The organism is Ruegeria sp. BF10 (assembly GCF_056538725.1).
Genome location: NZ_JBQFTR010000002.1, coordinates 175,595 through 201,220, shown reverse-complemented (window position 1 = coordinate 201,220; position 25,626 = coordinate 175,595). Strand labels below are relative to the sequence as shown.

The following is a 25,626-nucleotide window of genomic DNA, read 5'->3' as shown; positions in this document are numbered from 1 at the left end:
TGGAGCAAGGCGGGTCGGAACCCGCCCTACGATTCAAGGGAGCGTGGGCCAGGCTTTGGCCCGACCCTTGCCTGGTCAGTTATCGAAAATACGCTCGCGCGCGCGTTCGAGCTTGGCCAGTATCCGGTCCAAGTTGTCGGGTTTGACCATGAATTCCTGGAAACCTTCCATGGACACTTTGGCCATTTCCGCAGGCGCGTCGCGGTCCCAGAACTGGGCTACCCCACCGGGGCTGTTGGACGAAAGCATTTCAAAGCCCTGTTGCAGGAACTTGTCGTCATCCACAGTAGATTGCGCGTTGACCGGCAATTGGCCGAGATTCGCGCCGTTGTTGATTTCGGTCTGTTCGTCAGCAGAGACCACAAAACGCAGGAATTCGCGCGCAGCTTCCTTGTTCGAAGCATTGGCCGGGATGTGGAACGTGTCGGTCGGGGCGTCTTCGGCCAGCTCAACATCGGAATTGATCGCGACGAACTGGTAGAAATCCAGCTGGTCATCTGTCAGGCCCGCATCGCGAAGCGGTGCCACTGCGAAGTTGCCCATCAGATAGGCCGCTGCCTCACCATTGACCATGAAGGGCAGGGCTTCCTGCCAGCTATATGTCTGGTGATTGTCGATGAAGGCGCCCATGTCGATCAACTGTTTCCAGTTGGCGAAAGTCTGTTTTACCCGGTCATCTTCCCAGCTGACTTCGCCGTTGGCAAGCTGCTGGTGGAAGTCGAAACCATTCGTTCGCATGTTCAGATAGTCAAACCAGCCACCGGCGGTCCAAAGGAACTTGGTGCCAATGGTATAGCAGGCGCGTCCCGAATCGACGATTTTCTGGCAGTTGGACAGTTCTTCTTCCCAGGTTGTCGGCTCGCTCAAACCCAGTTCATCAAAGATATCTTTGCGGTAGTAAACACCCCACTGATAGTAGGTATAGGGTACGCCCCATTGCTTGCCGTCTATTGTCAACGCGCCCTTGGTCGAAGCGAGGTTTTCGGCGATCTCAGGCTCTGCCCACAAGTCCGACACATCCTCGAACAGACCCGCCTCGACATATGGTTTCATGCGGTTGGCCGCGTACCATGTGGCCACGTCCGGGGTGTCGGCCGTCAGGAAATTCCGGATCTGCGTCTTGTATGCTTCGCGGTCGATGACCGTTGTTTCGATCTCCAGCCCCGGATGCTGTGCTCCGAACCGCTCGATCATCGCTTCCATCGTCGCGCGGGGCGCCGGGTTTGATGTGTCGAGAAAGATCCGCAGCTCTCCGGTGAGTTCCGCAGCTGCCGGTGCCGCCATCGCGACACCGATCGCCAGCGCAGCCGTCGTGCGCTTGAAAGTTGAATACATGGTCTCCTCCCTGTTTTTCCCATGAAAGGTTCCATATAGTGAAACCTTGTTTTATATATTGAAAACTACACATCGACTCGGTTACTGTTGTCAAGACCCTCGTGAGGATGGCGGGGGACAATCGGAGGAGAATGATGGCCCGTGTCAGGTGACGGAACTATAGGCAAAGCATGTGATGTGCTGGATCATGTAGCGTCGTTCGAGCGCCCAGTTCGATTCGCTGAACTTTTGGAAAACAGCGATTTTCCAAAGGCGACCCTGTACCGATTTCTGCAATCCCTGACCAACCAGGGAATGCTGTCTTATGACCGCGACAGGCAGACCTATGCGCCCGGGATGCGGTTGGTTCGGTTGGCCCATGCGGCATGGACGCAAAGCTCATTGGCCCCGATAGCGCGGCCTTTTCTGGATGCCCTCAGCCAAGAAACCGGTGAAACCGTGCACCTGGCGCAACTTGATTCCAGTCAGGTTCTTTACGTCGACAAACGCAACGCCGCACAACCGATCGAGATGTACTCTCAGGCTGGAAAAGTTGGCCCGGCCTACTGCACGGGGGTCGGCAAGGCGATGCTGGCCTTCTTGGACGAAGATGCGCTGAACAGGGCGGTGTCGCAGCAAAGCTATCACCGCTTCACCGACAAAACTCTGACATCCGAAAAGATGTTGCGGGCTGATCTTGACAGAATTCGCAGCCGGGGATTTGCCGTCGATGATGAAGAGCACGAGCCTGGCATCATTTGCATCGCCTGCCCAGTTCTGACGTCGAACGGGCGGATGCTTGGGGCGATTTCGATAACCGGGTCCACCGAACGAATGGATTTCGATCAACTCGAAGCCTGGGTGCCGCGCCTGCGGCGTGTGGCTGAACAAATCGGAACCGAGGCACAAGCCTGGCGGTTTCCCGAAACAGGCCCAGGTTCGAAAAACGACAGGATGCTAATGACATGACAGGTGTAACTCTGAATCGGGCAATCAAACGGTACGGTCAGACACAGGTCATTCATGGGATCGACCTGCAAATCGAAGATGGCGAGTTCTGCGTTTTCGTAGGGCCTTCGGGGTGCGGAAAATCCACGTTGTTGCGGATGATTGCCGGGTTGGAAGAAACCTCGGAAGGTGAGATTCACATCGGATCGCGCGAGGTGACACATATGGACCCGGCCAAGCGCGGCGTGGCCATGGTGTTCCAGACCTATGCGCTCTACCCGCATATGTCAGTGGCCGAAAATATGGGATTTGGCCTGCGCATGAATGGTGTCCCAAAAGCCGAGATCGACCAGAAGGTGCAGGAGGCTTCGAGCATTCTGAAGCTTGATCCCTATCTCAAGCGCAAACCTAAGGCCCTGTCCGGGGGGCAACGGCAAAGGGTTGCAATCGGGCGGGCGATTGTACGCGGGCCCGAGGTTTTTCTGTTCGACGAACCCCTGTCCAACCTGGACGCCGAATTGCGTGTCGAGATGCGCGTCGAAATCGCGCGTCTGCATCAGGAAATCGGCGCAACCATGATCTATGTGACCCATGATCAGGTCGAAGCCATGACGATGGCTGACAAAATTGTCGTACTGCGCGATGGCCGGATTGAACAGGTCGGCGCCCCGATGGATCTGTACCGTGACCCCGACAACCGGTTTGTTGCAGGTTTCATCGGTTCGCCTGCGATGAACTTTCTCGATTGCGATTATGCCGACGGCCATGTCACCCATCCCGCTTTGGGCCAGCCATTGCCGATCTCGGCAACTGTTCCTGCCGGAACGGACAAGGTGACGTTGGGGATGCGCCCCGAACATATCCACATCGACCGGTCTGCGGACACCTGCACAGTGGATTTGACCGAAGCGCTTGGGGGTGTTTCCTACTCCTATCTGCTGACGCCAAATGGTGACAAACTGATTGTGGAAGAGCGGGATGACCAGCGCAGCAAAACCGGCGACCGGATTGGCATATCCATTCAACCTGACCGTGCCATGGTATTTGATCCCGAGACAGGGCAGAGATTTCGGTAATCCTTGGCCGCAACCCGAAGAATTTCGTGGGACCAGCCGTGCAGCATCATGGAAAACATGTGGCGTGACCTGAAGGGAACGCCCGAGACAGGCGGGCGATACGTTGAGCTGATAGCATCAAAGGCCATCCACGCCCAGCCCGTGGCAAAACGCGCGGGCACAGATGATTGATTCCCAGCCCAACGTGATTTAAGGGAGGCCCTGTCAAAACAGAGTCACCCAGGGGCGGTATCATGATCGCGCCCCTCCCGCGCCACGCATATGTGGCTTCAACTCTTAGATCGCACGCCCCGAAAGGCTTAAAAAGGTAAAAGAATATGGCAGATAAATCGAACTTCGACATATTGTATACCATTGTAGACGAAGCGCCCGAACTGGCCAGCGCATCGTTCCTGCCCATCATTCGCAAGTTCGCTTCGGCAGCTGGCGTTAGCGTTGGTACAAAGGACATTTCACTGGCCGGGCGCATTCTGGCAGCCTTCCCCGAGAACCTGACGGATGAGCAGCGTGTCTCGGACGATCTGGCGGCGTTGGGTGAACTGGTAAAGACCCCGGATGCAAATGTGATCAAGCTGCCGAACATCTCGGCATCGGTTCCGCAACTGGTGGCCGCCATAGAAGAGTTGCAATCGCAAGGCTATGATATCCCGGCCTATCCGGAAGAACCTTCGACCGACGAGGAAAAGGCCATCCGCGCGCGTTATGATGCCATCAAGGGTTCGGCCGTGAACCCGGTTCTGCGAGAAGGTAACAGTGACCGCCGCGCAGCCCGGGCAGTCAAAAACTATGCTCGGAAGAACCCGCATTCCATGGGTGAATGGGCCTCGGACAGCAAAACCAAAGTGTCGTCCATGTCGGGCAACGATTTTTACGCCAACGAGAAATCGGCTACCATCACCGCTGCCCAGGCGGGTGATGCAAGGATCGAGTTTGTCGGCAAAGACGGCAGTGTGACTGTTCTGAAGGACGCGTGGCCGTTGGAGGAGGGCACGGTGACTGATGCGACGTTCATGTCGGTCAAAGCGCTGTCGTCCTTCCTGGCAGAGGCCATCGAGGACACCAAGAAAGACGGCACAATGTTCTCGCTGCACCTGAAAGCCACGATGATGAAGGTCTCGGACCCGATCATTTTTGGCTATGCGGTCAAGGCCTGGCTGGCGCCGGTTTTTGAAAAATTCGGAGCGGAACTGGATGCGCTGGGTGTGAATCCGAACTCGGGTCTTGGCGACTTGCTTGAGCGGGTTCAAGACAATGCCGAGATCGTCGCCGCAATAAATGCGATCAAGGCTGATCGTCCATCCATGTACATGGTGGATAGCGACAAGGGCATCACCAACCTGCACGTGCCTTCCGACGTGATCATTGATGCTTCGATGCCGGCTGTGATCCGCGCGGGCGGCAAGGGTTGGGATGAAACCGGTGCCAAGGGCGATACCAATTGCGTCATCCCCGACCGGTGTTATGCAACTGTTTATGATGAAAGCATCAAGTTCTTCAAAGCCAATGGTGCATTGAATCCGGCCACTGCCGGTGCGGTCGCAAACGTTGGCCTTATGGCGCAGAAGGCCGAGGAGTACGGCAGCCACCCGACCACCTTCGAGGCACCCGCCGACGGCACGATCCGCATCGTTCTGGCCAATGGCGAGACCCTGCACTCGCACGAGGTCGAAAAGGGCGACATCTGGCGGGCCTGCACCGTCAAGAAGGCGCCGATCGAGAACTGGATCCAGTTGGCGATGGACCGTCAGCGCCTGACCGGATCCGAGGCGATATTCTGGCTGGACGCGAACCGCGCCCATGACGCCGAGCTGATCAAATACGTTCAACCGGCGCTCGAGGCTGCGGGCGTGGCCGACAAGTTCCAGATCATGGCCCCGCGCGAGGCAACTCGTCAGACGCTGGAAACCATCACCGCCGGAAAGGACAGCATCGCCATCACCGGCAACGTGCTGCGTGACTATCTGACCGACCTGTTCCCGATCCTCGAACTGGGCACCTCGGCCAAGATGCTGTCGATCGTCAAGCTGATGAATGGTGGTGGCCTGTTCGAAACCGGGGCAGGGGGCTCGGCGCCGAAACACGTGCAGCAACTGGTCGAGGAAAACCATCTGCGCTGGGATTCGATGGGTGAATTCTGCGCGCTTGGGGAATCCCTGAACTTCCTGGCTGACGCCAAAGGAAACGCGAAGGCAGGTGTTCTTGGCGCTGCGGCAGAGGCGGCAACTCAGGGCATTCTGGACAACAACCGGTCGCCAAGTCGAAAAGTTGGCGAACCGGACAACCGCGACAGCCACTACTGGTTCGCGCGCTATTGGGCCGAAGCCTTGGCTGCCCAATCTGACGATGCCGATCTGGCAGCTGAAATGGCACCCCTTGCAAAAGAGCTGGCAGACAAAGAAGAGCAGATCTTGTCGGAATTGGCCGCAGTCCAAGGACCGGCGGTGGATTTGGGCGGATACTATCACACTGACCCGGTCAAAACCGCCGCTGTGATGCGCCCCAGCGCTACGCTGAACGCAATCATCGGCTGATCGCCGTCGAACATGCGGGCGAGTTTCGTCCGACATCAAAACACGAAGGGACCGCCTTTGCGCGGTCCTTTTCATGGACCGCGGGATTGCCAAAAGACCCGCCCCGAACCCTGTGCCTGACGATCTTTAGCATGCCGTGGCTGCGCCGTTAAAACCAACCTTGTCAGGTTCCATGAACGACTTGCGCAGTGTGTGCCGGGAAGACAGCTGCGCGTCACGTTGGTATTCAACACTTGTCCGTCCGCTCGTCGGGCACAAATTTCGATCGCTGTCCTGAAACTGCAAACAGCGCGGTTGGCGCGGATCGAAACATCCGGATCCTCGGAAAAACTCAGGATTTACGGGATTCCCCCAATAGCGCCGGTTTTCTGTCCGCGTTAGTGTTGTGGGGACAAAGAATTTCACTGGTGAGGCCTTAGGGCCATATCACTCACTCAGAAAAATGGCCAGCATTTGGGGTGCTGGCCATTTGCTTATTGGATTAAGTAAATTCTTGAACACGTCAGCGTATTCAGGCGCTTACGCGGGATCAGGCTGACCATTCGCCTAACTGGGAACCGGGGGATGGTTTTAATCAGCCAAATCGACGGGTCTCAGCCTCGACAAGTGTTGGCTTGAATTGATCATCGCCTGACGCAGCTACACCTTTGTGCTGCAAATAGGAAAGACGACGTGCTTCCCTCCGGGCAAGAGCCAGAGATTCCAGAATCAAAGCACAGACGATGGACAGCATTGTTGCAACAAAACCGGATACTGCAACGACAACAGACGGAATTCTATCAACAAGCCCCGTTTCCAAGAATTCCCGGAATACGGACACAAACACAAAGAGCGAAGGCAAAAACATCATCACGGCCAAAGACAGGAAAAATGCAACGGGCTTTTCATCTTTGATCAACAAACCGATCATTTTGAGAATCCGCCACCCGTCAGAGAACGTTGCCAGCTTGGAGTTCGAATCTGGCAGGCGTGACGAATATCTTGTTTGAACCTCACCGATCGGCATGCGCATCTGCATCGCATGAACTGTCAGCTCTGTTTCAATCTCGAACCCGTTTGATACTGCGGGGAAGCTTTTGACAAAGCGCCTGCTGAAAACGCGGTAACCCGAAAGCAAATCGTTGATTTTGCTGTTGAAGAAAAATTTCACAAGCCAACTGAACAACGCGTTGCCAAATTTGTGGCCGCGCCGATAGGCTTCGGTTTCTTCATTCACCCGAGCCCCGTTGACCATATCCAGATTCTGCGAAACGAGCAGGTCGATCAATTCCGGTGCCGCCGCGCTGTCATAGGTCGCATCCCCGTCAGCCATAACGTAGACATCCGCATCAACGTCGGCAAACATTCGACGGACCACGTTGCCTTTGCCCTGGTATGTTTCGGAATAGACCCGCGCGCCTGCCTCAAGCGCGACCTTGACGGAGTCGTCGGTGGAATTGTTGTCATATACGTAAATCGTCGCGTCGGGCAGGGCCGCACGGAATTGCCGAACGGTTTCACCTATGGCAACGGCCTCGTTGTAGCAGGGCAAGATCACTGCAACGTCCAAATCCGATCTGGTCGCGGACGACGGTGAGTTATTCTGAATATTGAAGGCGCCCTGTATCATATGAAAATCACGCTCTTTCATTGGCATCAATTGAATGATGATCGTGCTTGGGGTTAGAAGGTGCTGCGCATTTGAGGCTGTTATGAAGCAGATAAGAGGCCAAAATTTGTCATTCTGAAAAACCTCGTGTTTAACGCTGACAAAAAAGGGGCCGATTGAAGAACCGGCCCCAAAGTTTCAGCTGAACCGAGGGATCAGTTCGACGCTGCCATCAGTTTCTCGTTGTGCTCGCGCAGCGTGTCAGAGACGATCGCATACCATTCCCCGGTTTCGCGCATCTCGTTCAGGCCTTTGTTCAACATCGCCAGGTATTGCTTGCCGAACGGATTGCTGCGGTGGCTGATAAAGCGCAGCGAGGACAGCGAGGTCACGTACGGGTTCTCAACCAGGTCGTTCTGGTTCAGTCCCATTTCAACCATTGTGTCCGAGAACAGCTGAACTTCAAAAGTTGCAACATCTGCGGTGCCGGTAAGGACCGCGTCCAGGCATTCACGTGCGGTGATCGGCTGCATCAGCGTAATGGTTTCACCATTGTGCAGACCTTCCTGTTCCAGATCATGGATGAACCAGCCATCCATACGGCAGATGGTGGCGCCCTTCAGTTCTTCAAAGGTTGTCGCATTCGCATACTGGCTTTCCGGAATGGTGTAGAACCCGACGACAATGTCATAGACCGGAACAGATGAATCGAACTGTGTGCAGCGCACCTCGGTTTCCCAGGACCATTCGTAAGTGCGGTTGGTGCAATCCGGCATGTTCCACGCCATGGACACGTCAAAGGCGCCAAGAGGCAGAAGAGTTTCCAGGTGCGAGTTCCAGTCATCCACGAAGCTTACGGAATAGTCGCGCGCGTTGCCGCCGCGCTGCAAAGCCGTGGTGCCCAGACGGGTGATTGCTCCGCCACCGTTCAGCGATTCATCTGCGAAAGGTGCCCAGCCATTGCCGGTCACCAGCTTGATCGGCGGCTGGTAGACGCTCGAACGTTTGACGCTGGCTGCACGTTGTTCTTCAGCTGCGATGATTTCCTGCGCGCTCTGACCATTGGGCAGGCTGCCGTCTTCACAGGGAAGGGCCAGAACCAGACCTGGCTCCAGAGCGTTGGGGTTGGTGATTTCGTTCCGGTTCGCGTTGAAGATCGGCTGATAGTTCGACGTGCCATAAGCTGCGATTGCAATGGTCGCCATGGTGTCGCCGTCTTGGACGGTATAGTTGGTACAAGCTTCCTGCGCCGCAGCGGCGCCCGCACTCAGAGCAGTGATCGCGGTTGCTGAAAGCGCTACCTTCTTTATCTTCTCGTTAAACATGTCCACTTCCTCCAGACTTTAGTTTGTCAGGCCAGATCGGGGCCTTATCCATTTTCCATTTGATGACGCAGGGCGGTTGACACGATGTCGCGCCATTCGCCCGATTGCTGCATGATTGCCAGACCCTGATTCAGCGTCTCAAGGATCGCTTCCCCATCAGGATTATCTTTGTGGGTCATGACGTTAAGCGACTTGATGGCCGCAAGGTTGGGGTTTTCGATAATCCGGTGCTTGTACCCAAGCCGATCTATTGCCTCGGCTGCCAGATGTGCTTCGATGGCAACGATATCTGCGGTGCCTTCCATCAGAGAGTGAAAGCAATCATCCGGTGACGTTGGGCGCAGAAGTTTGATGACCGGTTCGTACAGGCTTACCGCGTCCATGTGAGACAGGGACCAACCTTCCGGCCGGCAGATCGTTGCACCGGCAAAGTCGGCATAGGTTAATGTCTCTTCATAGCCGGAACCTTCCCGGGCGAAGAACGTATCCACAACCTCGTAGAACGGGTTTGAGAAATTGTAGGTCTCGCACCGGTTGCGATCATCTTCCGACAGCGCAACGGCCTCTTCGCAATTGGGGCGCGACCAGGGGAAGGTGGCGTCAAATGCAAGCGTCGGCATCAACAGGTCCAGATGGGATGACCAGTCATTGACGAACTGAATCTTGTAGGCCTGTTCGGGAGCGGCACGAAACATCGCTGTCTCAACCAGATGGGTATAGAGCCCCCTATTGGGCAGAGATTCATCGGTGAACGGAGCGTAGTTCCCGCCAGTGATCAACAGCAATTGCCGGTCCCGGATTTCGGGCCGTTCACCCGTTCCGGCATTCCGGATCAAAGCGGCAGCTTCCGCACGGGCGGCTTCGATCTCTTCCTTGGCAGCAGCCCGCGCTGCAACGACGGCCTCTTCACTCGCCTTCTTTGCCTCGGCTTCCGCTTCGGCAACGCGGGCTTCCGCTTCGGCCACGGCTTTCTCGGCGCGCTCTTCTGCGGCTTTTACCAGCTCTGCCGCCATTTCGGCAGCCAGCCGCTCTGCCTCGGTGTCAGCCAGCGCCGGAGCCCGCCCGACATCTTCCAGACATGGCAGTTCCAGAACGTCGCCGACGCGGATGATATTGGGGTTGGAACCGATAATATCCCGGTTCGCGTCGAAAATGATGCGAAAGTCTTCGGTCGCATACACTTCGATTGCCAATTCCCGTAAGCTATCGCCGCGTTGAATTTCATAACTTGAACATGCCTCTTGCGCAGATGCCGCGCCCGTGGCGGCAGCAAGGGCAAGGCTTGATATGAGTAAGTGCTTTTTCATGGGTCCTGTTGCTTTGCCTGTTTAGGTGCTTGTAAGTTTCGCCACTGCGATAGAAAGATTGTCCTGATCAGGGTCACCCTTGGCCTGCACGGCCCTCAGCAATGCTTCGGCAATGTCTTGTGCCAGCCCCTGTTGGTGATCCCGCAGAATGTCCTGAATTTCGGCGTCGCTGATGTACTGCAACCCATCACTTCCAAGGATCAGGACATCGGCAGGCGAGACGATCAATGGATCTTCCGGGCAATCCACTTTGGGAATGGCCCCGCCCATGACCACGGACGTCAATTGATTGCGGTCCATTTCCCGGGCTTCCGCTTCAGTAATCTTGCCTGAAGCCAATTTCGAAGCAATCACGGGTGCCATCGAGTGGTCTTCGTTGACCTGCGTCAACGCTCCATCTCGGAACAGGTAAAGAGGGCTGTCGCCGATCGAAATCCAGAACACACGCCGCCCCAGAAAAAGGACGCCCAGCATGGTTGACCCCATGTTGAACCCCTGGCCCCGGGCCTCGGTGTAGTTGGCGATCGCGGCATTGGCTTGCATGGCGGCCAAAGGAAGCGAATCCATCGCGGATCCTTCGTTGAGGTTTTCTGCCTCAAGTTCTGCGTCCAGCGCGTCGCGCCATGCGGCCACTACCATTTCCGACGCTATTTCGCCCGCTTCATGGCCACCCATGCCGTCTGCAATCACAACATAACCCGCGTCCGACGCATCAAACATGCGGGCCGCAATCGCGTCTTCCTGCGTTTCCCGCTGACCCTGGTTCAGGATCAGCGCAACATCATATGCCGGAGTTGCCAGCATCAATCAGGAATCCCGCCAATCAAAACCGTCGTCACAGAAGGCCATGAACCGGATCGAGGTTTCGCTGATGCGGATCAGGTCTCCGCTGGACAGGGCCACGGTGCTGAGAACGGGCTTGCCGTTCAGACGAACGAGATTGGCCTTGCCGCCATGGCCCAGATAGCACTTCCGGTCCTCGGGGTCGTAGGCGATCACGGCATGGTTCGAGCGCGAAATGCCGGTATCGCCGAAATCCAACTGAATGGCCTGGTCATCGTTGCGCCCGATTTGCATCAGGCCTTCGGTCAGCGTAATGCTTGAACCCCGTCCCGGACCTGCTGTTACCACCAGCCAACCCACCGGGAACGTCGCTTGTGCCGCTTCTGCTTTTGCCAGGGGTTCGGAGGATTCGATCAGGTCCTGAACATGCGTATCGGCGCGCTCAAATCCAAGAAATGTCGTCTTGACCCGTGAGCGGCGATCCTCGACCGGGGCTGGGGCTGGTGCAACCTGTTCAATCACCGGCTCAGCGGTCTCTTCGACCTGTTGCGCTTCTGGGGCCGGAGCTTCCGCGACCTCAACCTCGACGACTTCCGGTTCGGCAGGTTCGGACACGACCTCGGCCGTTGTTTCCTCTGGCGGTGTTTCAGCGGGTGTTTCCGTCACATGCAGGGTGACAACCTGCTCGACCTCAACCGGTTCTTCGACAGGCTCTTCCGCCAGAACGTTTTTCAGAGCGTCTTCTTCTTCCGGCGTGTCTTCCTCCTCCGAACTGTCCTCGGCAAAGATCGACTCCTCGGGTTCGGTCACTGCCTCCGGCTCGGCCTCGTCGAACTCGGGCATCTTTTCCTCGGGGATCAGCTCATCCGTTTCCTCATAGGAATCGGATGTCATGTTTCCACCGGCCAATGCGGCGCGCAGCGCGTTGAAATCCGCAATGGGTTCCTGCTTTGCTTCTTCGCTTTCTGCGGCATCTACCGCAGTCGTGTTCTCGGCAACGTCTTCTTCTTTGGATTTGCCGGCACCTTCGAGAAGCCGGCTCAGAGGGCTTTTGTATTTGAACATGGTGTCGACACCTTCAAGTTGGTGACGCAGACAATCCGCGTCGTAAGCTGCTACTGTTCCCTGCACGTCAGCGCAGAGCCACTCAATGGATACCCATGGGAACTGGTACATTCTGCGGCGGGCCGGTTCCCGCCAGGGTGGCAAAGCTGGATGCCACCCTCAGCAAACACACACTGGCAGATCACTTTCGAACCGGTCAGATTACTCCTGTGCAAGCTGCATGGTGGCGGCCGTCTCGGCCCCATTGCGCAACACTGTCAGTTTTGCCTCAGACTGCTCGCTTGAAACGAGTGCGGCCAGCATCTCATCAAGGCTTTCCGAGCCGTCAAATGTAATGCCGGAAAGGCTTTCATTCAGCAGGACATCGCCTTTTTGCAGGTTTCCTGCCGCTTCAGCCGGAACTGCGTTCACCCTTGTTTGCCATCCGGCGTCGCCATCGGCGCTGACGGTAAAGGTGTAACCATTTTCCAAGCCAACGGATCGTATGGCGGGAAGGGCCAACAAGCCGTTTTGCGCCCGGGTCTGACCCAGCGGGCGATAGCGGGCTGCAACCCTTGTGTACCCATCGGTGTCGACTTTCAGGTTATCCAGAACCTGCGCCGCAAAAGAAACATCCTGACGGACCGGGCGGCCATTCAGGGTATAGATGACAGCGCCACGCTGTACCCAATCGCCGATCACGCTCATGTCCTGATCGGCGTCCACCCCCGTAACTGCAATCGTGGCTCCGGTCGAGCCGCGGCGTCGGGATGTCTGGAAGGGGATATCGACATCCCAATGCGCAAACGCCACCTGCTGTTCCGCCGGAACACCGGCGTTGGCAATTGCATCAGTCGCAGGTGTCTCAATCTCAGACACTGCTGCAATTTCAGTCGCTTCTTCCGACTGTGACGGAACCTCGGAACGTTCAGTGTCTGCGGAGGCTGTTTCTGTGGCAGCTGGCTCCGCAGGTACTGGTTGTGCCTGCTCGACAGGCTCTTCCGGTTTGGGTTCGGGGGCGACGGCCACTTCGGGTTCGGTGGCCTCCGTGACAGAAGGATCGGTAGCGGGTGACTCTGCCTCAGCGGATTGTACGTCTGCCGTGGGCTGCGTGACCGGTGATTCTGCCTGGTCTTCTGTCTTGTCGCCGGACATCACGAAGAAACCGCCTGCGGCCAAAGCAACTGCAACAACAGCCGCGCCTGCAATCAGCTTGCCGCTGCCGCCGGACCCGCTCTGAACCACTGTATCGACAGCGACCGGGGTTTCCTCTTTCTTTGAAATCTTGGACAGATCGCCATCTTTTTTGTCTTCGGTGCCAAGAACGATGTCCGAGTTTCCGGCCAGCAGGGCCGTAACTACGGCTTCGGCGTTTTCGCTTTCGGCCTTGATCCGAGCCTTTTCTGCCTCTTTGTCTTTGCGATCCATGCCGACAATCACGGACACGGGACGATAAGCGAAAGTGTCAAACATGACACCGGGGCCGCGGAACATGCGCAACCAATCCAATGCGGATTGAAGACGATCCGTGGCGTGAACTTCCATCGCCTTGTCAATCGCCTCAAGGAACCCGTCTGGGTATCCTTCGAACCGACCGGTCAGTGGCGTGTAGGGGTCATCCTGCCCGTTGTTGAAAGCGTTCAGGCGGCTCTGGCCGTCGATGGGGCGTTCACCGCTGATCGCGTGATAAAGCGTGGCGGCCAGAACATAGAGGTCGCTGCTGGGCCCTTGATCCGCGCCCCGGACATAGAATTCGTGCGGAGAATATCCATCCTTGATGACGCGCAGGGTCAACAATGCTGCCGACTTGTTCGCCGCTTGCTCACGTGCGGCGCCAAAATCAATCAGGACGGGGTCTCCGTTTTCATCAATCAGAATGTTGTCCGGTGAAATGTCCCGATGCAACATGCCGCTCTGGTGAATGAAAGATACCGCGGACAGCATTTTTTCGGTGACCTGAACGATGAAATCCGGGCCGCCGTCATTTTCCGGGTTTTCCACGTAATCCAGCAGGTCGCACCCACGGATGAGATCCATTGCGATATATGCGGTGTCGTTGTCTTCGAACACCTGGTGTACGTCCACGATATTGGGATGTACCAGGCGCGCATGATTGCGCGCTTCCTGAATAAAGAGGTCAATGATCGAGCGCAGGTCGTCCTTGTAGGATGGATCATTGGGCTCAACCAGATCACCGTTGCGTCGGCACAGCGCTCCGGGGAAGCACTCTTTGATTACGACGTCGCGCTCCAGGCTGTCGCGCGCCAGGTAAGTGATCCCAAATCCACCGTTGCTGAGATAGCGGAGAATTTCATACTGCCCGCGCAACAGCTTTGCGCCTGGCTGCAATCCCTCAATTTTTGGTTCGTCGTGCGTCGCACCGACAGCCTGGTTGTGGCTCATTTCAATCCGCCCGTTCTATTCATTTTGCGGCTTAGAAAAACCGGGCCGACAGCCCACGAACTCACAACCAAAAACAACCGCAGGACACTTGAGAACGGTTAGACGTTTCAAATTTGACTTTATTGGGGCCGCCTGATGGCTTCACTATGGATCGTTTTCTGTGAGATGGCAGATATTGTTCACAGATGGGTTGCGGCCACTACATATAGATCTGCGATATGGATTAATTGAAAACTGAAACCCCAAATCAAGCGTGTTGGTCCACGAATTCGAAACAATAAAGGGCCGATTCCTCGGCCCTTCGAATCGCTGCAATGCAGCTCAATCTTGACGGGAAGACGTCAGGTTCCGGTCTTCGGTTGTGCCACCGCAACCGAGCTACCAGCCCAGGCAAGGTTGTCGCCCAGCTGCGCCAGAATGCTGATTGCGTCCTTCAACGGCGCGTCTCCGCTTTCGAATTGCAGCAACAAAAGCAAATCTGTCGCCTTTTCAAATTCTGCAGGAATCCAATCAGCTTCGGGGTCGATTTCACCACCTTGCTCCAGCCGTTCCGCAAAATCTTCGACGATCTCCTGACAGCTGTTCAGAAACGCGGCCGGTTCGATGTCAGAGGTTTCACGTAAATCTTCATAGATGCTTGCTATTGCGGCCAGCCAGTCCTCGAGAATGGGATTGTTCAACGGGGGCAGGGCAGATTCCAGCGTTGACTGCATCGATGCGGTATCATTCGACACAGGCTCTGGTTCTGCGCCCTTCAGCGCCTCAAGATAAGGCAGGAAGTCCTGCTGCAAATCTTTCCGCGCAGCCTCGAGATCGCCGCGACGCCGGTCGGAGGCCGCTTCCAGCACGTGTTCCGCAAGGTTCTGTCCGCCGCAGGTTTCCCAAAGCGCAAAGTCGGGCTCGGGCTCCTGCGCCATGGCACGCACCGCAACCGGCGTACCAATTGGGACAACAGCGCGGAACATTCCTTCCTTTTCCTTGTTCAAACGCGCAAGGACGCGGTCCAGGGCACCCTGAACCGGTGGAAGATCAGCATGTGTAACGGCCAGCAGGCTGTTGGCCCGCAATTCGGGGGGCACCTGGGACCACAGGTGGCGCTCGGTCTCGCGCCAGGCATTGGTTCCATTTGTGCACCAGATGGCACAATCGACGAATTTCAGCAGATCCAAAGTCGGCTTGTAGGTATCATCGAGAGCACCCGAGCCCGGAAGATCAAACAGCGATATTTCCTTGAGAGCCGGTGTATTGATACCGACCGATATGAAATCGGGCTTTTCCTGGGCGGCTTTTTCCAGCACTATGCCTGAATAGGTCTTTGGCTCCCTGTTCCACCAACCGACAGTCGTTTCAGGCGCTTCCGCGTAGGCGACGATCACCAGAGGCAATTTCAGATGCTGCGGGCCAGTTGGCAGAATGTCCGCGCCAGCCAGCATGTTCGCCAGACTTGACTTGCCTGCGCCGAATTCCCCGGCGAAACCGATATTGACCGCATTTGACAGACGTTCGGCGTGGGACAGAGCCCGCGCGCGCATATCCTCCAACGCCGCGTCCTGCGTCAGGTTTTCAGTTGCGGTCAGGAAGCGCTCCAGTTGGCGTACTTCCTTTTCAGTTCCGGGAAACTCAATCATTCCGCAGCCTTTGCTTGTCTTTCATCCGCATCGGGTGTTCCAAAAACCGTCTCCAGCTCGGCTGCAATGCGACGCGCCCTGTCGAATGCACCTTGCGCCTCCGCCTGGGCGTTCAGTTCTCCTGAGTTGGAACGGTGTTCAAGATGACCGGCCAGAAGGGCCATATAGTGGTCCAGAACCGTGTTCAGCCGTTCCAACAGATCGTCGCGAGTCGTGTCGATCAGGTCATCCCCGATCAGCTCGAATTCCTGCACGATCAGCCGTTCTGCACGCGCCACAACGCTATTGCGCGAGATCAGACGCGACAACCAGTTTACACGCAATTCAACGGTAATGCCACGGGTCAGGGCGGTGGTGTCCGGCCGGAACCAACGTACAGCACTGGTGTTCATGCGATTGTCGACCGGCTCTTGCCATCCCGGCAATGCCCGCAAGGCGGCATTGCAATGCATGTCGATCGCGTAAAGCTCGCTGAGCATGCGCTGCCGAACAACTTGCGATGCCCCCTGTACCAGTTCACGCATACGTTCGCGCAATGGTGTAAAATTGAGCTCGGTCTCTCCACCTTTTGCCAGCAGAGGCGACTGGCCGTCCGGCCCGCGCACAACGATAGCCACCGATTCCGAGACAGTGTCATCCATGACCCCGCGCAGATTCGACAGGACATCATCCATGTCACGCGTGATCTCCTGCGTTTTTTCAGCAATCAGCTTGCGCAGGTCGCCAAGTGTCTTGTCGCTTTCATCGGCATTTCGAACATCCAAGCCGTCTTCATCTTGAAGCGCCCGCAAACGAACCTGAGAGCGCTCAAGCTCTCCGCGCGCGAAGCTGTCGAGATGTTGCCAGGCCATCCGCAACTGTTCGTTGATCGGTCCGTCCGTCAAAGCCTGGGTGACATGACGGCGCAGATCGGGCAGGCCGGACGCGATCATTGCGGCAAAGCGCAGAACCGCTTCGCGGCTGATCGGTCCGGGGCCTTGTTTGATCTCGGCCACACCCTTGAGGTATTGCTGCATCTGTTCCGGGTGGGCGCGCAGCCATGCCAGAACGTGGTCGTGGTTCACCCCTGTTTCATCACCGGTCAAAGCATAGTGCGCCCATTGCGCGCTGCCCATCAGGACATCGATGTTCGAGTTGCCGAGCGCCTTTTCCAACCCGTCCAATACGTCCAGACGAACCTTGGCAGCGTCTTCGGCGCCGCCGCCCAGTTCATCCACTCGGTTGATAAACACGACGATCTGCCCAAGTTCCAGTGCTTGCATCAACCGGAACAGTTTCAGATCCGCGCGCGACAATGCCTGATGCGCGGACAGAACCACCACAAAGAAATCGGATTCCTTCAGATACTGTCGTGAAATTTCTTCGCGGATCAGCAGAGGGTCATTCACGCCGGGCGTGTCAGTAACCGTCAGTGGAAACGGAAAATGGCCCAATTCAAAATAGACCTCGGCCTTGCGGGTGATGTCGCTGTAAAGCCCGCGATCACTGCCCGGATCCAAAGCCCCGTCCTCGGACGGATCATCCCCGGCACAGACATATCTGGCCAGGTCATCTGACGTCAGTTCGTCCAGATCGTGCTGTTGGCCCAGCAGCTGCTCATAGCTGTCACCCAGACGCCGACGCGCCCGGACCTTCATGGCCTCGACCTGTTCCTCGATCATCTCGCGCTTGTAACTGTCCTCGTCATCGGGAAACATGTTGCGCAGTTCTTCACCTTCGGCGATCAGCGATTGCCATTGGTAATTGTCGAAGAAATGGAATTCGGCACCTTGCGTCCTGCCGGACGGGTGCCCGAAGTGCATATCGGTGATAACAGTTGTCCACGGGTTGACATCCGAAGGCAAATACTCTGCCTGACCGGTGAAGCCGTTGATCAGACGCGACTTTCCAGCCTTGATTTGCCCGACAAACGCAATTGACGGTTTCAGATTGCTAAGATCACCAATGATGCGGGAAATGAACTGGCGCGTTTCATCGTTGCTGATCCCGTTCATTTCTTCTGCTATGCGAATAAGTTCGCGGCGATGTGTTTCACTCATTACTCATTACCCTGGCTACAATAAAAAACAGATTGAAGTAGTCGAAAATTTGAATTCAACGGAGGCAATCATTTCTCTGCCTCCTGCAAAGAGGTCCACAGATTGACGACCGCCCCCAGTTTGCGGGCTTCGTGGATGGCGACCGCGATCTGACCACCGTCGCTCAAGACGGCCAGACCGGCCCCTTTACCGCCCGATGGCCGCATGACAATCAGTTGCGGGTCTTCACTCTCATGCTGAGAATCACCATCCCAGCCGGCAAGATCAGCCACAAAACGGGCCAGCGTTTCCTGGTCGGGATACATCGGCTCAGATGGCTTGCATACGCCTTCCAAAAGCGGTGCGGCTTCGTCCGACCTGTCCACGAACACACGCCCCGAGGCGAAGCGGCTCGACGCTTCAAAAAAACGTTGGGGAAGTGTTTCCGCTGCATCAGGAGTTGCCTCGGCGGGCGGAAAGTCATCAACAGGTTTCTCAGTGCTCGGGACGACGGATACAATCGGTTCGGACGGAAGCTCGATGGCGGCGCAGGCGTTCTCGATTTCGCTGAAGGTGATACCTACCTCATCCACTTCAAGCGCTGTGTCCGGCCTGCCCGACGTCAACTCAAGCGGGGCAGGCGAGGCCGAGATCTCCGACACCAATCCAGCCAGCTTCTCGATCAGTTCGGCGCGTGGTTCCGTTTCAAAGTCCGGAACCTCACCTGCCGGTACCTTGAAGACATCCGTGATCCGAGAGCTGTTCACCTCGATTGCCAGACAATCCCCGTTTGCGGCGGTAAATTCCAACCGGCGTGGCAATACTGTGCCGCGGATTGCCCGCAATACCGCAGACCGGCGCGCGGCCGCTGTTTCCCCTGCGATCCTTACGGTCGGAGACAGCCGTGCGACCGAGGTCCGCCTGATATCTTCAAGCAGGTCGAGAATGTCCGTGTCCATCATGCCGTGACCCCCTCTGGTCCCGTTCAAACCGCAGCCGCGACCGGCCCCAGACTGAGATGTGATTTGGTAAGCGCCAGTCCGACATTCGCACTGTTGCGACAGATGTAGCAGACCACATGATCAGGATATTCCTTGGTCCGCAAAAAGATGTTCAGCCTATCCTTGAAAAAAACGGCGACTTCCCCGAAACCAGCGTTTTCTTCGTCCGCACTGCCAGCCTGACGCAAGAGCGCTTCAAAGGCTGCAACCCCTTGCCCCTGAAACAGATTGGCCACAGCCACCGCCAAAACATCCAACGAATCCGCGCAGTCAGGATCAGAAACAGAGCTGCCCAAAAGCATCCCTGTCTCCATGTCGATATACCCGGCTGCAATACAGTCGGGTATCGTTTCCATGGCGGAGTTCAGTGCGGTTTGAATAGACATCTAAGCCATTGTTTTCATTTATTAGTTTCTCACTACTTCGATTCGGGCGCCCTTACAATACATGCCATTCAGCGCCGCTGTTTTCTTTGGCTTTCGGAATGGCTCGAAGTGCCTCTTTGGTCTGCTTTTCGTTGTGTTCTATGGCGATCTGATCGAACTCGGCCAGAAAAGCCTTGAATACGTTCTTCAGCCCTTCTGCATCCTGCGGCAGGTCTTCATTTCTCGAAACCTCCTGCCACATATCCGACGCGCTGAGGGGCGATCCAACCGCAACTTCGGGTAAGCCACCCAGCGTGGCAACGTTTCTTTCAACTGCATCAACCTGTTCGGTGGTGGCCGCTTCGATCAAACCGCTGGTTTCGGGTTCCGGCTCATAGTCATCCGCATTGTTGCCGGTTTGCGCGGCCATCAATGCCGTGATCGAGGATACGGAAACCTCTATGCCGCGATCTTCCGCCAAATCGGCCTGCTTGGATTCCTCGTCTTCCCCATCCGGCACGATCGAGGTCTCTTGCATCGAAGTGTTCAGCGAGGCGAGCACATCATCGGACTCGTCAACAGCCGCAAGAGGCGCGGGGCTGATTTCAGCATCCTCCAGGGCGCTCGGGGCATCATCCAATGAGTCTTCCAGATCGGCGTCAACGGACAGCTCGAATTCGTCTTCGTCATCCTCAAGGCCCGCGACATTCGTCAATTCCAGCGGATCGTTCGACGTGTCCTTGAACAAGGAACGCAGATCATCGCTTGTGTCGGGTTCAACGGGCAACGGTACCGGCTCTGACGTCATCTCTGCGCGCAGCCGTTCAGCCTCTTCCGCATCGATCCGAACCCGCTCGGCCTCATCCGAGCGCCGCTCGACCCGGGCAGGCCGTACCGGGAAGCTGGTAACAACTGTTTCGCCTTCAGCGTTCGACTGCCCGGCGGCCTCAAGCGGGTTTACCAACCTCAAGGGTGTGGCTTCGTCTTTGGCTGTCGGCTCGTTTGATGAACGGGCAGGGCGCAAAGGTTTGACTTTGGGTGCGTCGGCCTGGCTCTTGTCGATCTGGTACCGAGCCAGCTGGTCGGCGCGGTTGTCCATAATCTGTTCCGTGATCTCCAGGAAGCTGTCGATCATCTTGCCTCCGCCGCTGCGTGACCACATCTCGGCATCGCCTGTCTTGTCCCGGGCAGTGATCGCGTCGCGAGCCGAGAACAGAATGGACCGACTGAACAGGTGACCCGCCTCGCGGTTAACGCGGCGCAGTACTTTTTGGCGGTCTTTGAGGCTCAGGGCATCTGCCCGCGTCACCAGAAGCAAAGAATTGTGCTGCAACCGTTCGGGCAGGGAAACCCATGTCGCGCGTTCGGTTTCGCGCCAGGCTTGCGTCGCGTGGGTACACCACAAGACGCCGTTTGCCTGACCCACCGCACGTTGCCATACATCCGTCGAGATCTTGGGATCCGAAATGCCGGGCGTGTCGATCAGGTCCACTGCTTCCAGAATATCGGCCTCAAGATAGATACGGATGAACTGTGCGTCATTGACACCAACGGTTTCAAGCTGATCCAGCTCGATCAGTTCGATACTTCCATCATGACGTTTGATATAGGGCGCCTGATTGCCCCAGCTAAACCAAACCGGTGGCAACTGGGTTGCCGTCACCTGCGTCGGCAAGGTCTGCGTCCGCAGCAAAAAGTTCATCAACGTGGACTTCCCGGCGCTGAATTCGCCCATCAGGGCGAAAACCGGCTTGCGGCGGGACCACTGCTCGATGCGTTCCCATGCCTTCGGTGAAACAAAGCGTGTTTGTGTATCTTTTGCCATTTTTCTACTTATGCCGCTTCGTTGCTTAGATCTTTCAGTATGTCGCCCAGAATCTCGTCCTTGGATTTCTGAGGCTGCAAACCCGCCATCGCTGCCGCAGTCTTACCCGGATTCTTGTCGGCAGCAGACGAGATGCTCAGCAGGGTTTCCTTCTGCTCACGCAAGAAATCCGTAAGAATCGCACGGACGTTTTCCAGCACCGCTGCAATCTGGTTTTCCTCGATATCCTTGGTGATCGAATTTGCCTCGGACGCGATCAGCCGCGTGTAATCCGCCGCGTATGCCTCAAACCCCTTTCGGCGTTGCCACCAACGTCGCCACCAAGTGCTTTGCAAGTCCAGTGCAATCGTCCGGCCGATACCCAGAGGTGGCGGAACACGGGGAACAATGGGTGCTTCGATGCTGAATTCGCCCAGATGGTTGCCAAGTATTTTGTGATAAAGCGCCTCAACATCCGCAGCGGCGGTTGCATACAACGCCCCGGCGTCTTTTCGCATGGCGCGGGCAAAACTGAAATAGGCAGCCTTTTGCAACGTCCGCAAACCTGCGGGATCGTATTGCCACGTGCCTTGTTCGCCATTTTTTTCAAGATGCGCGATCAGAGAGTCCGTCGCGCGTTTGACGAAATTGTCCTCGGCTGACTTCAGACGCTCCAACACTTTGCCGCGCAACGCATTTGTCAACTCGGCTGCTTTCTTTTCGTATTCAGCTGACACCGTGTTTATCGCTTCTTCGGGCGACACGCCGTCAAGATCCCGTGCAACGCCTTCGCCTTCCGACAGATTCTTGGCAACCGCAGTCGCGCGGATCTGACTGGCAATGTTACGGGCCCGATGGCGGACGCGGTCCATCAGGCGCGCTCCGGCACCTTCCGCAATGCGCTCATTCATGGCCAGCAGCAGATCGGGCAGACCGGAAAGCGCCCAGATTTTGTCGAGCGAGGCCGCCTGATCACCGAAACCGGCCGCCAGGTAGAACGTATTCAAAGCCTGGCGCGACTCTTCTGTCAGAATATCCGGGTTCCCGGTCAACGCCGCTTCGGCCCACAACGCGCTGCCAAAAACGACGCTGGTATTGGTGTCGATATTGTTCTGTTTCAGCGTGTCCTGAATGCGGTCACGGATCTCTGGCACCTGTTTCACAGGATCGGAAAGTTCGTCGATCCGGTTGACGAACAGGATGATCTGCCGGTTCTCGAACTGCGCGATAATGCGCATCAGGGCCATGTCCATCGTCGTCAGGGCCTGGCTTGCCGCCAACACCACAACGCAGACTTCAGATCCGCGCAGGCTGCGCAGCGTGATTTGTTCGCGCACCATGAACGTATCGTTCACACCGGGTGTGTCGCACAGTTTCAGCGCGATGGGGTATTGCGGAATGTCCATATACAGTTCGGCTGATTTGGTAACATCGGCAAACCGGCCCGTTTTTGGATCAATATCGGGATCATCTTCATCGCCCAGGCAGACATAGCGCTGAATCAGTTCCTCATCGAAATGATCATACTGATGACTTTGGCCCAGGATCAGGTCGAAATGCTTGCCAAGACGTTCCTCTGACTTGGCCTTCATTTCACCGATCTGACGGCGGATGTCTTCCATCTCGTCATCTGCGCCGGCGCGATTGGCCAATTCACCAAGACGACCGCCGCCGACCATCAGGTTGTCCCATTCTTCCTGCTCGAAAAACGTGAACTTGGCCTTTGTATCACCGGGCGGGCGCGTGTTGATGTTCAGGGTCGTAACCACTGACGTCCACGGGTTGACGTCTGACGGAAGCAGGCCAGGGCGCCCGGCAAGAATATTGACGATCGAGGATTTTCCGGCCTTGACCTGGCCCACCATCGTGACGCTGGCGGTAAAATTTTCCATCCGGGTCTTGAGGGTCGCCAGCCGTGCCGAGGAGCGCGCATCAGCCACCTCAGTCAGTTGATCAATCTGAGCCGTCAGTGAAGCCATGGTCGCCGTCATCGGTGCCAGTGCTTCGTTGCCTACAGACAAAAGGTGATCGTTGCGCGCCATACTTAACCTCCGGTTCCCGTTGCAGCAATTTGGGGTTCGTGTGCAACACGCCCCGCCGGAACGCTTGTCAGAGTGTCGATTCGCGCGATCAGGTCCAATGCATTGCCCAGTATTTCGGCTTCGGCCCGGGGTGAAATGGTCTCGTACGATTTGGAATCGGCCAGAACTTCGATCGAGCTGAAGCGGTCGCCGTTTTCGAGGCATGCAACGCGGCGCCCGGTCGGGAAACCTTCGGATTTTGCGGCGGGTAACGGCATGCGGGCGTTCGCAAGCAGATAATGTTCACCCGAATGCGTTCGAAGGGAAATGCCAAAGCCTGTGGTCGGATGGTCGCGATTCAGAGTCTTGAGCTCACCAAGGAAACTCTCACGAGCGAAGAAGACGGCTTCTTGCTCGGCGGCAGCGGAGGGATTCAAATCGGTCACAGCAGAAAGCCTTGTATTGGAGTTGAGCAAAAATACTCGTACCGGTGCCAAAGTGGCAAAAAGACTCATTAACTCCTGATAAACAACAAGTACCTTCAAGGCGGTGTTATTTTGGCGCGAATAAGATTTTTTAGCGGTTGAATTGTGGCGGCAATGTGGTCGACCTCGCATAAGAATGCCTCAACCGACGCGAGTATTTCAAAGCGGCAGAACAGACAGTGAAACGTCTGGCAAGCTTGTATGCAGGCATAGTCGGCACAGTCAAAAGGGCAAAGCTGATGTCTTTTCAGGTCCACTCGAATGAATTGAGGGTTGAAAGCCTGTTGGCTTCATACTTTCAAATAAAAACAAATATTTAAGTTGCGCTGCTTTTCTGAAAGCACCGAATCTGGCGGATGGAGCCATGTGCCCGGGCAGATCCAGCATCACAGTCTGCGACGGTTTTCCGGATCAGACTGCACCAACTCTGGTCCGTTGAACTCTGATTCTCCACCACTTTTGGCGGCACAAGTTTCGACCGGTAGTTCTGGCGTTTATTCAACGTTAGCGCGTTTTTGACCGGCTTAACTGTGCCGAGCGTCAACCTGTGACCCAAAAGCGGAAAAGCAACGTCATACAGCTGCTTGCAATCCAGTTGCAGGGGGGGTCAGACGCCTCTGGTTTCGCGGCCGTTTTGTTGCTTGCTGTATCAACAAGGTCGAAAACAGGTTGCAGTTTTCGACCAGGCAGCTTGGCAAGTCACAAACTTTGAACTCCTCGAATTTTCCCTCTCGCACTCCGATGCAAGCTTTGTTATTGACCGCTTCAATTCAGCGCTAATGCGCTTGGATGCGGGTGTGGCGAAATTGGTAGACGCACCAGATTTAGGTTCTGGCGCCGCAAGGCGTGGGGGTTCAAGTCCCTCCACCCGCACCATATAGAATTACCATAATCATCATTATACGTATTTTAGATGCAAAAATAATGGGATCGAGTTATTGAGACTCGTCCCCCGTTGAATTCAACACCCTGAGATTTTTGCGCTTTTTGAATGCTTCGACGGTTCAAGCGCTTCAAGTCTACGTCAAACGGAAAACCAGTGAGCCTTTTCGCAACCTGGAAACCGGCGTAGTGTATCTTACTGGAGCATAGTTGATCAGCAGAATGCCCTGCCCCAGCACTCTGGGCGCGGAAGAGATCGGATACGCCAGAAAATGTTGCTGGCAACTCTCCAACCGAAAAAGGAGCACTTATGTCTCGACTTTCAGAACGCAGAGATTTTGCCACCGAAGTCTGCCAGCAGGCCGGGGTAATGGCCAAAAAGCTCTTTGCAGATCGGGTCAATCTTGTCGTTGATCAAAAAGGCGCTCAGGACTGGGTTAGCGAGGCAGACAGGAACGTCGAGACTTTCATTCGTCAAAGGATCGCGGAGGCTTGGCCCAAAGATGGCGTTTACGGTGAAGAACATGGCGCGGCAACGGGAGAGAGTGGCTTTGACTGGGTTATTGATCCAATCGATGGAACCACGAATTTCGTGAATGGTATTCCAGCATGGACCATTGTTCTGGCTGGTGTCACCAACGGCCAAACGGAGATTGGTGTGATCCATGATCCGAACATGGATGAAACATTTGTCGCAACGCGCGGGGAAACAGCGACACTCAACGGATCACCGATACGCGTCGCATCAGGAGTGGCGTTGCGCGACGGAACTGTGGCCGTAGGGTACTCGAACCGGATTGAAAGCCGTCATGTTTTACCCGTGATCGAGGATCTGATCGAGCACGGGGCGATGTTTCACAGAAATGCCAGCGGAGCGCTTTCGTTGGCCTACGTCGCTGCCGGACGCCTTTTGGGTTACGTCGAGGAGCACATGAATGCTTGGGATTGTCTGGCTGGGCAATTGTTGGTCGCGGAAGCGGGCGGCGTTGTCGAGGATCAGAACGCCGATGCGATGATCCGAGACGGCGGACGCGTGATCGCAGGCACGCCAGATGTGTTCGAGACGTTGCGTGAGATCGCAGAGAACGCTTGGAGCGCTTAAC

At 56.2% G+C, this 25,626-nt stretch carries 18 protein-coding genes and 1 tRNA gene; 5 read left to right on the top strand and 14 right to left on the bottom strand.

Translation table 11 applies throughout. The annotated features are described in order from the left end of the window. Nucleotides 1–75: 75 nt before the first annotated feature. Nucleotides 76–1,335 carry an ABC transporter substrate-binding protein gene (locus ACR0DJ_RS10705; RefSeq protein ID WP_480684914.1) on the bottom strand — a complete coding sequence of 420 codons (1,260 nt, stop codon included), beginning with the start codon at nt 1,333–1,335 and terminating at the stop codon, nt 76–78. A 141-nt stretch (nt 1,336–1,476) separates the two neighbouring features. On the opposite strand from ACR0DJ_RS10705, the gene ACR0DJ_RS10700 reads away from it, so the two are divergent. The 3 genes from ACR0DJ_RS10700 (at nt 1,477) to ACR0DJ_RS10690 (ending at nt 5,869) form a co-directional block, all read left to right on the top strand. Further along, nucleotides 1,477–2,283, top strand: coding sequence for an IclR family transcriptional regulator (locus ACR0DJ_RS10700; protein WP_257600981.1), 807 nt, complete (start codon nt 1,477–1,479; stop codon nt 2,281–2,283). Continuing rightward, nucleotides 2,280–3,338, top strand: a complete 1,059-nt coding sequence (locus ACR0DJ_RS10695) for an ABC transporter ATP-binding protein (protein ID WP_170345354.1) — start codon at nt 2,280–2,282, stop codon at nt 3,336–3,338. The genes ACR0DJ_RS10700 and ACR0DJ_RS10695 overlap by 4 nt, the downstream gene beginning before the upstream one ends. Nucleotides 3,339–3,655: 317 nt before the next feature. Continuing rightward, entirely contained in the window at nt 3,656–5,869 is a 2,214-nt protein-coding gene (locus tag ACR0DJ_RS10690) for an NADP-dependent isocitrate dehydrogenase (protein WP_170345355.1), read from the top strand. Nucleotides 5,870–6,443: 574 nt separating this feature from the next. Here the strand turns inward: ACR0DJ_RS10690 and ACR0DJ_RS10685 are convergent. The 13 genes from ACR0DJ_RS10685 to ACR0DJ_RS10625 all read right to left on the bottom strand — a co-directional run bounded on the left by ACR0DJ_RS10685 (nt 6,444) and on the right by ACR0DJ_RS10625 (nt 23,701). Continuing rightward, on the bottom strand, nt 6,444–7,478 hold the full coding sequence (locus ACR0DJ_RS10685) for a glycosyltransferase family 2 protein (protein ID WP_480685235.1): 1,035 nt from the start codon (nt 7,476–7,478) through the stop codon (nt 6,444–6,446). A 194-nt stretch (nt 7,479–7,672) separates the two neighbouring features. Next, nucleotides 7,673–8,782 carry a LysM peptidoglycan-binding domain-containing protein gene (locus ACR0DJ_RS10680; RefSeq protein ID WP_152460270.1) on the bottom strand — a complete coding sequence of 370 codons (1,110 nt, stop codon included), beginning with the start codon at nt 8,780–8,782 and terminating at the stop codon, nt 7,673–7,675. A gap of 44 nt (nt 8,783–8,826) precedes the next feature. Next, a complete protein-coding gene (locus tag ACR0DJ_RS10675; protein WP_480684913.1) occupies nt 8,827–10,089 on the bottom strand; it encodes a substrate-binding periplasmic protein in 1,263 nt (420 codons plus the stop codon). A gap of 21 nt (nt 10,090–10,110) precedes the next feature. After that, nucleotides 10,111–10,893: a PP2C family protein-serine/threonine phosphatase gene (locus tag ACR0DJ_RS10670; RefSeq protein ID WP_480684912.1), complete on the bottom strand. Its 783-nt coding sequence runs from the start codon at nt 10,891–10,893 to the stop codon at nt 10,111–10,113. Between the two features lie 3 nt (nt 10,894–10,896). Next, nucleotides 10,897–11,937: an FHA domain-containing protein gene (locus tag ACR0DJ_RS10665; protein WP_480684910.1), complete on the bottom strand. Its 1,041-nt coding sequence runs from the start codon at nt 11,935–11,937 to the stop codon at nt 10,897–10,899. Between the two features lie 201 nt (nt 11,938–12,138). Further along, nucleotides 12,139–14,319, bottom strand: coding sequence for a serine/threonine-protein kinase (locus ACR0DJ_RS10660; protein WP_480684908.1), 2,181 nt, complete (start codon nt 14,317–14,319; stop codon nt 12,139–12,141). 341 nt (nt 14,320–14,660) lie between these two features. After that, the gene (locus ACR0DJ_RS10655; protein ID WP_480684906.1) at nt 14,661–15,947 is read right to left on the bottom strand and encodes a dynamin family protein; all 1,287 of its coding nucleotides are present in this window, start codon (nt 15,945–15,947) and stop codon (nt 14,661–14,663) included. Continuing rightward, nucleotides 15,944–17,986: a dynamin family protein gene (locus tag ACR0DJ_RS10650; protein WP_480684905.1), complete on the bottom strand. Its 2,043-nt coding sequence runs from the start codon at nt 17,984–17,986 to the stop codon at nt 15,944–15,946. Before ACR0DJ_RS10650 ends, ACR0DJ_RS10655 begins: the two co-directional genes overlap by 4 nt. 68 nt (nt 17,987–18,054) lie before the next feature. Continuing rightward, the gene (locus tag ACR0DJ_RS10645; protein ID WP_480684904.1) at nt 18,055–18,927 is read right to left on the bottom strand and encodes a hypothetical protein; all 873 of its coding nucleotides are present in this window, start codon (nt 18,925–18,927) and stop codon (nt 18,055–18,057) included. Between the two features lie 23 nt (nt 18,928–18,950). Continuing rightward, entirely contained in the window at nt 18,951–19,352 is a 402-nt protein-coding gene (locus tag ACR0DJ_RS10640; protein WP_170345364.1) for a hypothetical protein, read from the bottom strand. A 52-nt stretch (nt 19,353–19,404) separates the two neighbouring features. Further along, entirely contained in the window at nt 19,405–21,156 is a 1,752-nt protein-coding gene (locus tag ACR0DJ_RS10635) for a dynamin family protein (protein WP_480684902.1), read from the bottom strand. 8 nt (nt 21,157–21,164) lie between these two features. Then, nucleotides 21,165–23,177, bottom strand: coding sequence for a dynamin family protein (locus ACR0DJ_RS10630; protein WP_480684900.1), 2,013 nt, complete (start codon nt 23,175–23,177; stop codon nt 21,165–21,167). Between the two features lie 2 nt (nt 23,178–23,179). Further along, nucleotides 23,180–23,701 carry a hypothetical protein gene (locus tag ACR0DJ_RS10625; RefSeq protein ID WP_254439997.1) on the bottom strand — a complete coding sequence of 174 codons (522 nt, stop codon included), beginning with the start codon at nt 23,699–23,701 and terminating at the stop codon, nt 23,180–23,182. A 731-nt stretch (nt 23,702–24,432) separates the two neighbouring features. Here ACR0DJ_RS10625 and ACR0DJ_RS10620 point away from each other — a divergent pair. Beyond that, nucleotides 24,433–24,517 (top strand) — tRNA-Leu (locus tag ACR0DJ_RS10620). Between the two features lie 316 nt (nt 24,518–24,833). Beyond that, complete coding sequence (locus tag ACR0DJ_RS10615) at nt 24,834–25,625, top strand: inositol monophosphatase family protein (protein ID WP_480684898.1); 792 nt, start codon at nt 24,834–24,836, stop codon at nt 25,623–25,625. Nucleotide 25,626: the final 1 nt, after the last annotated feature.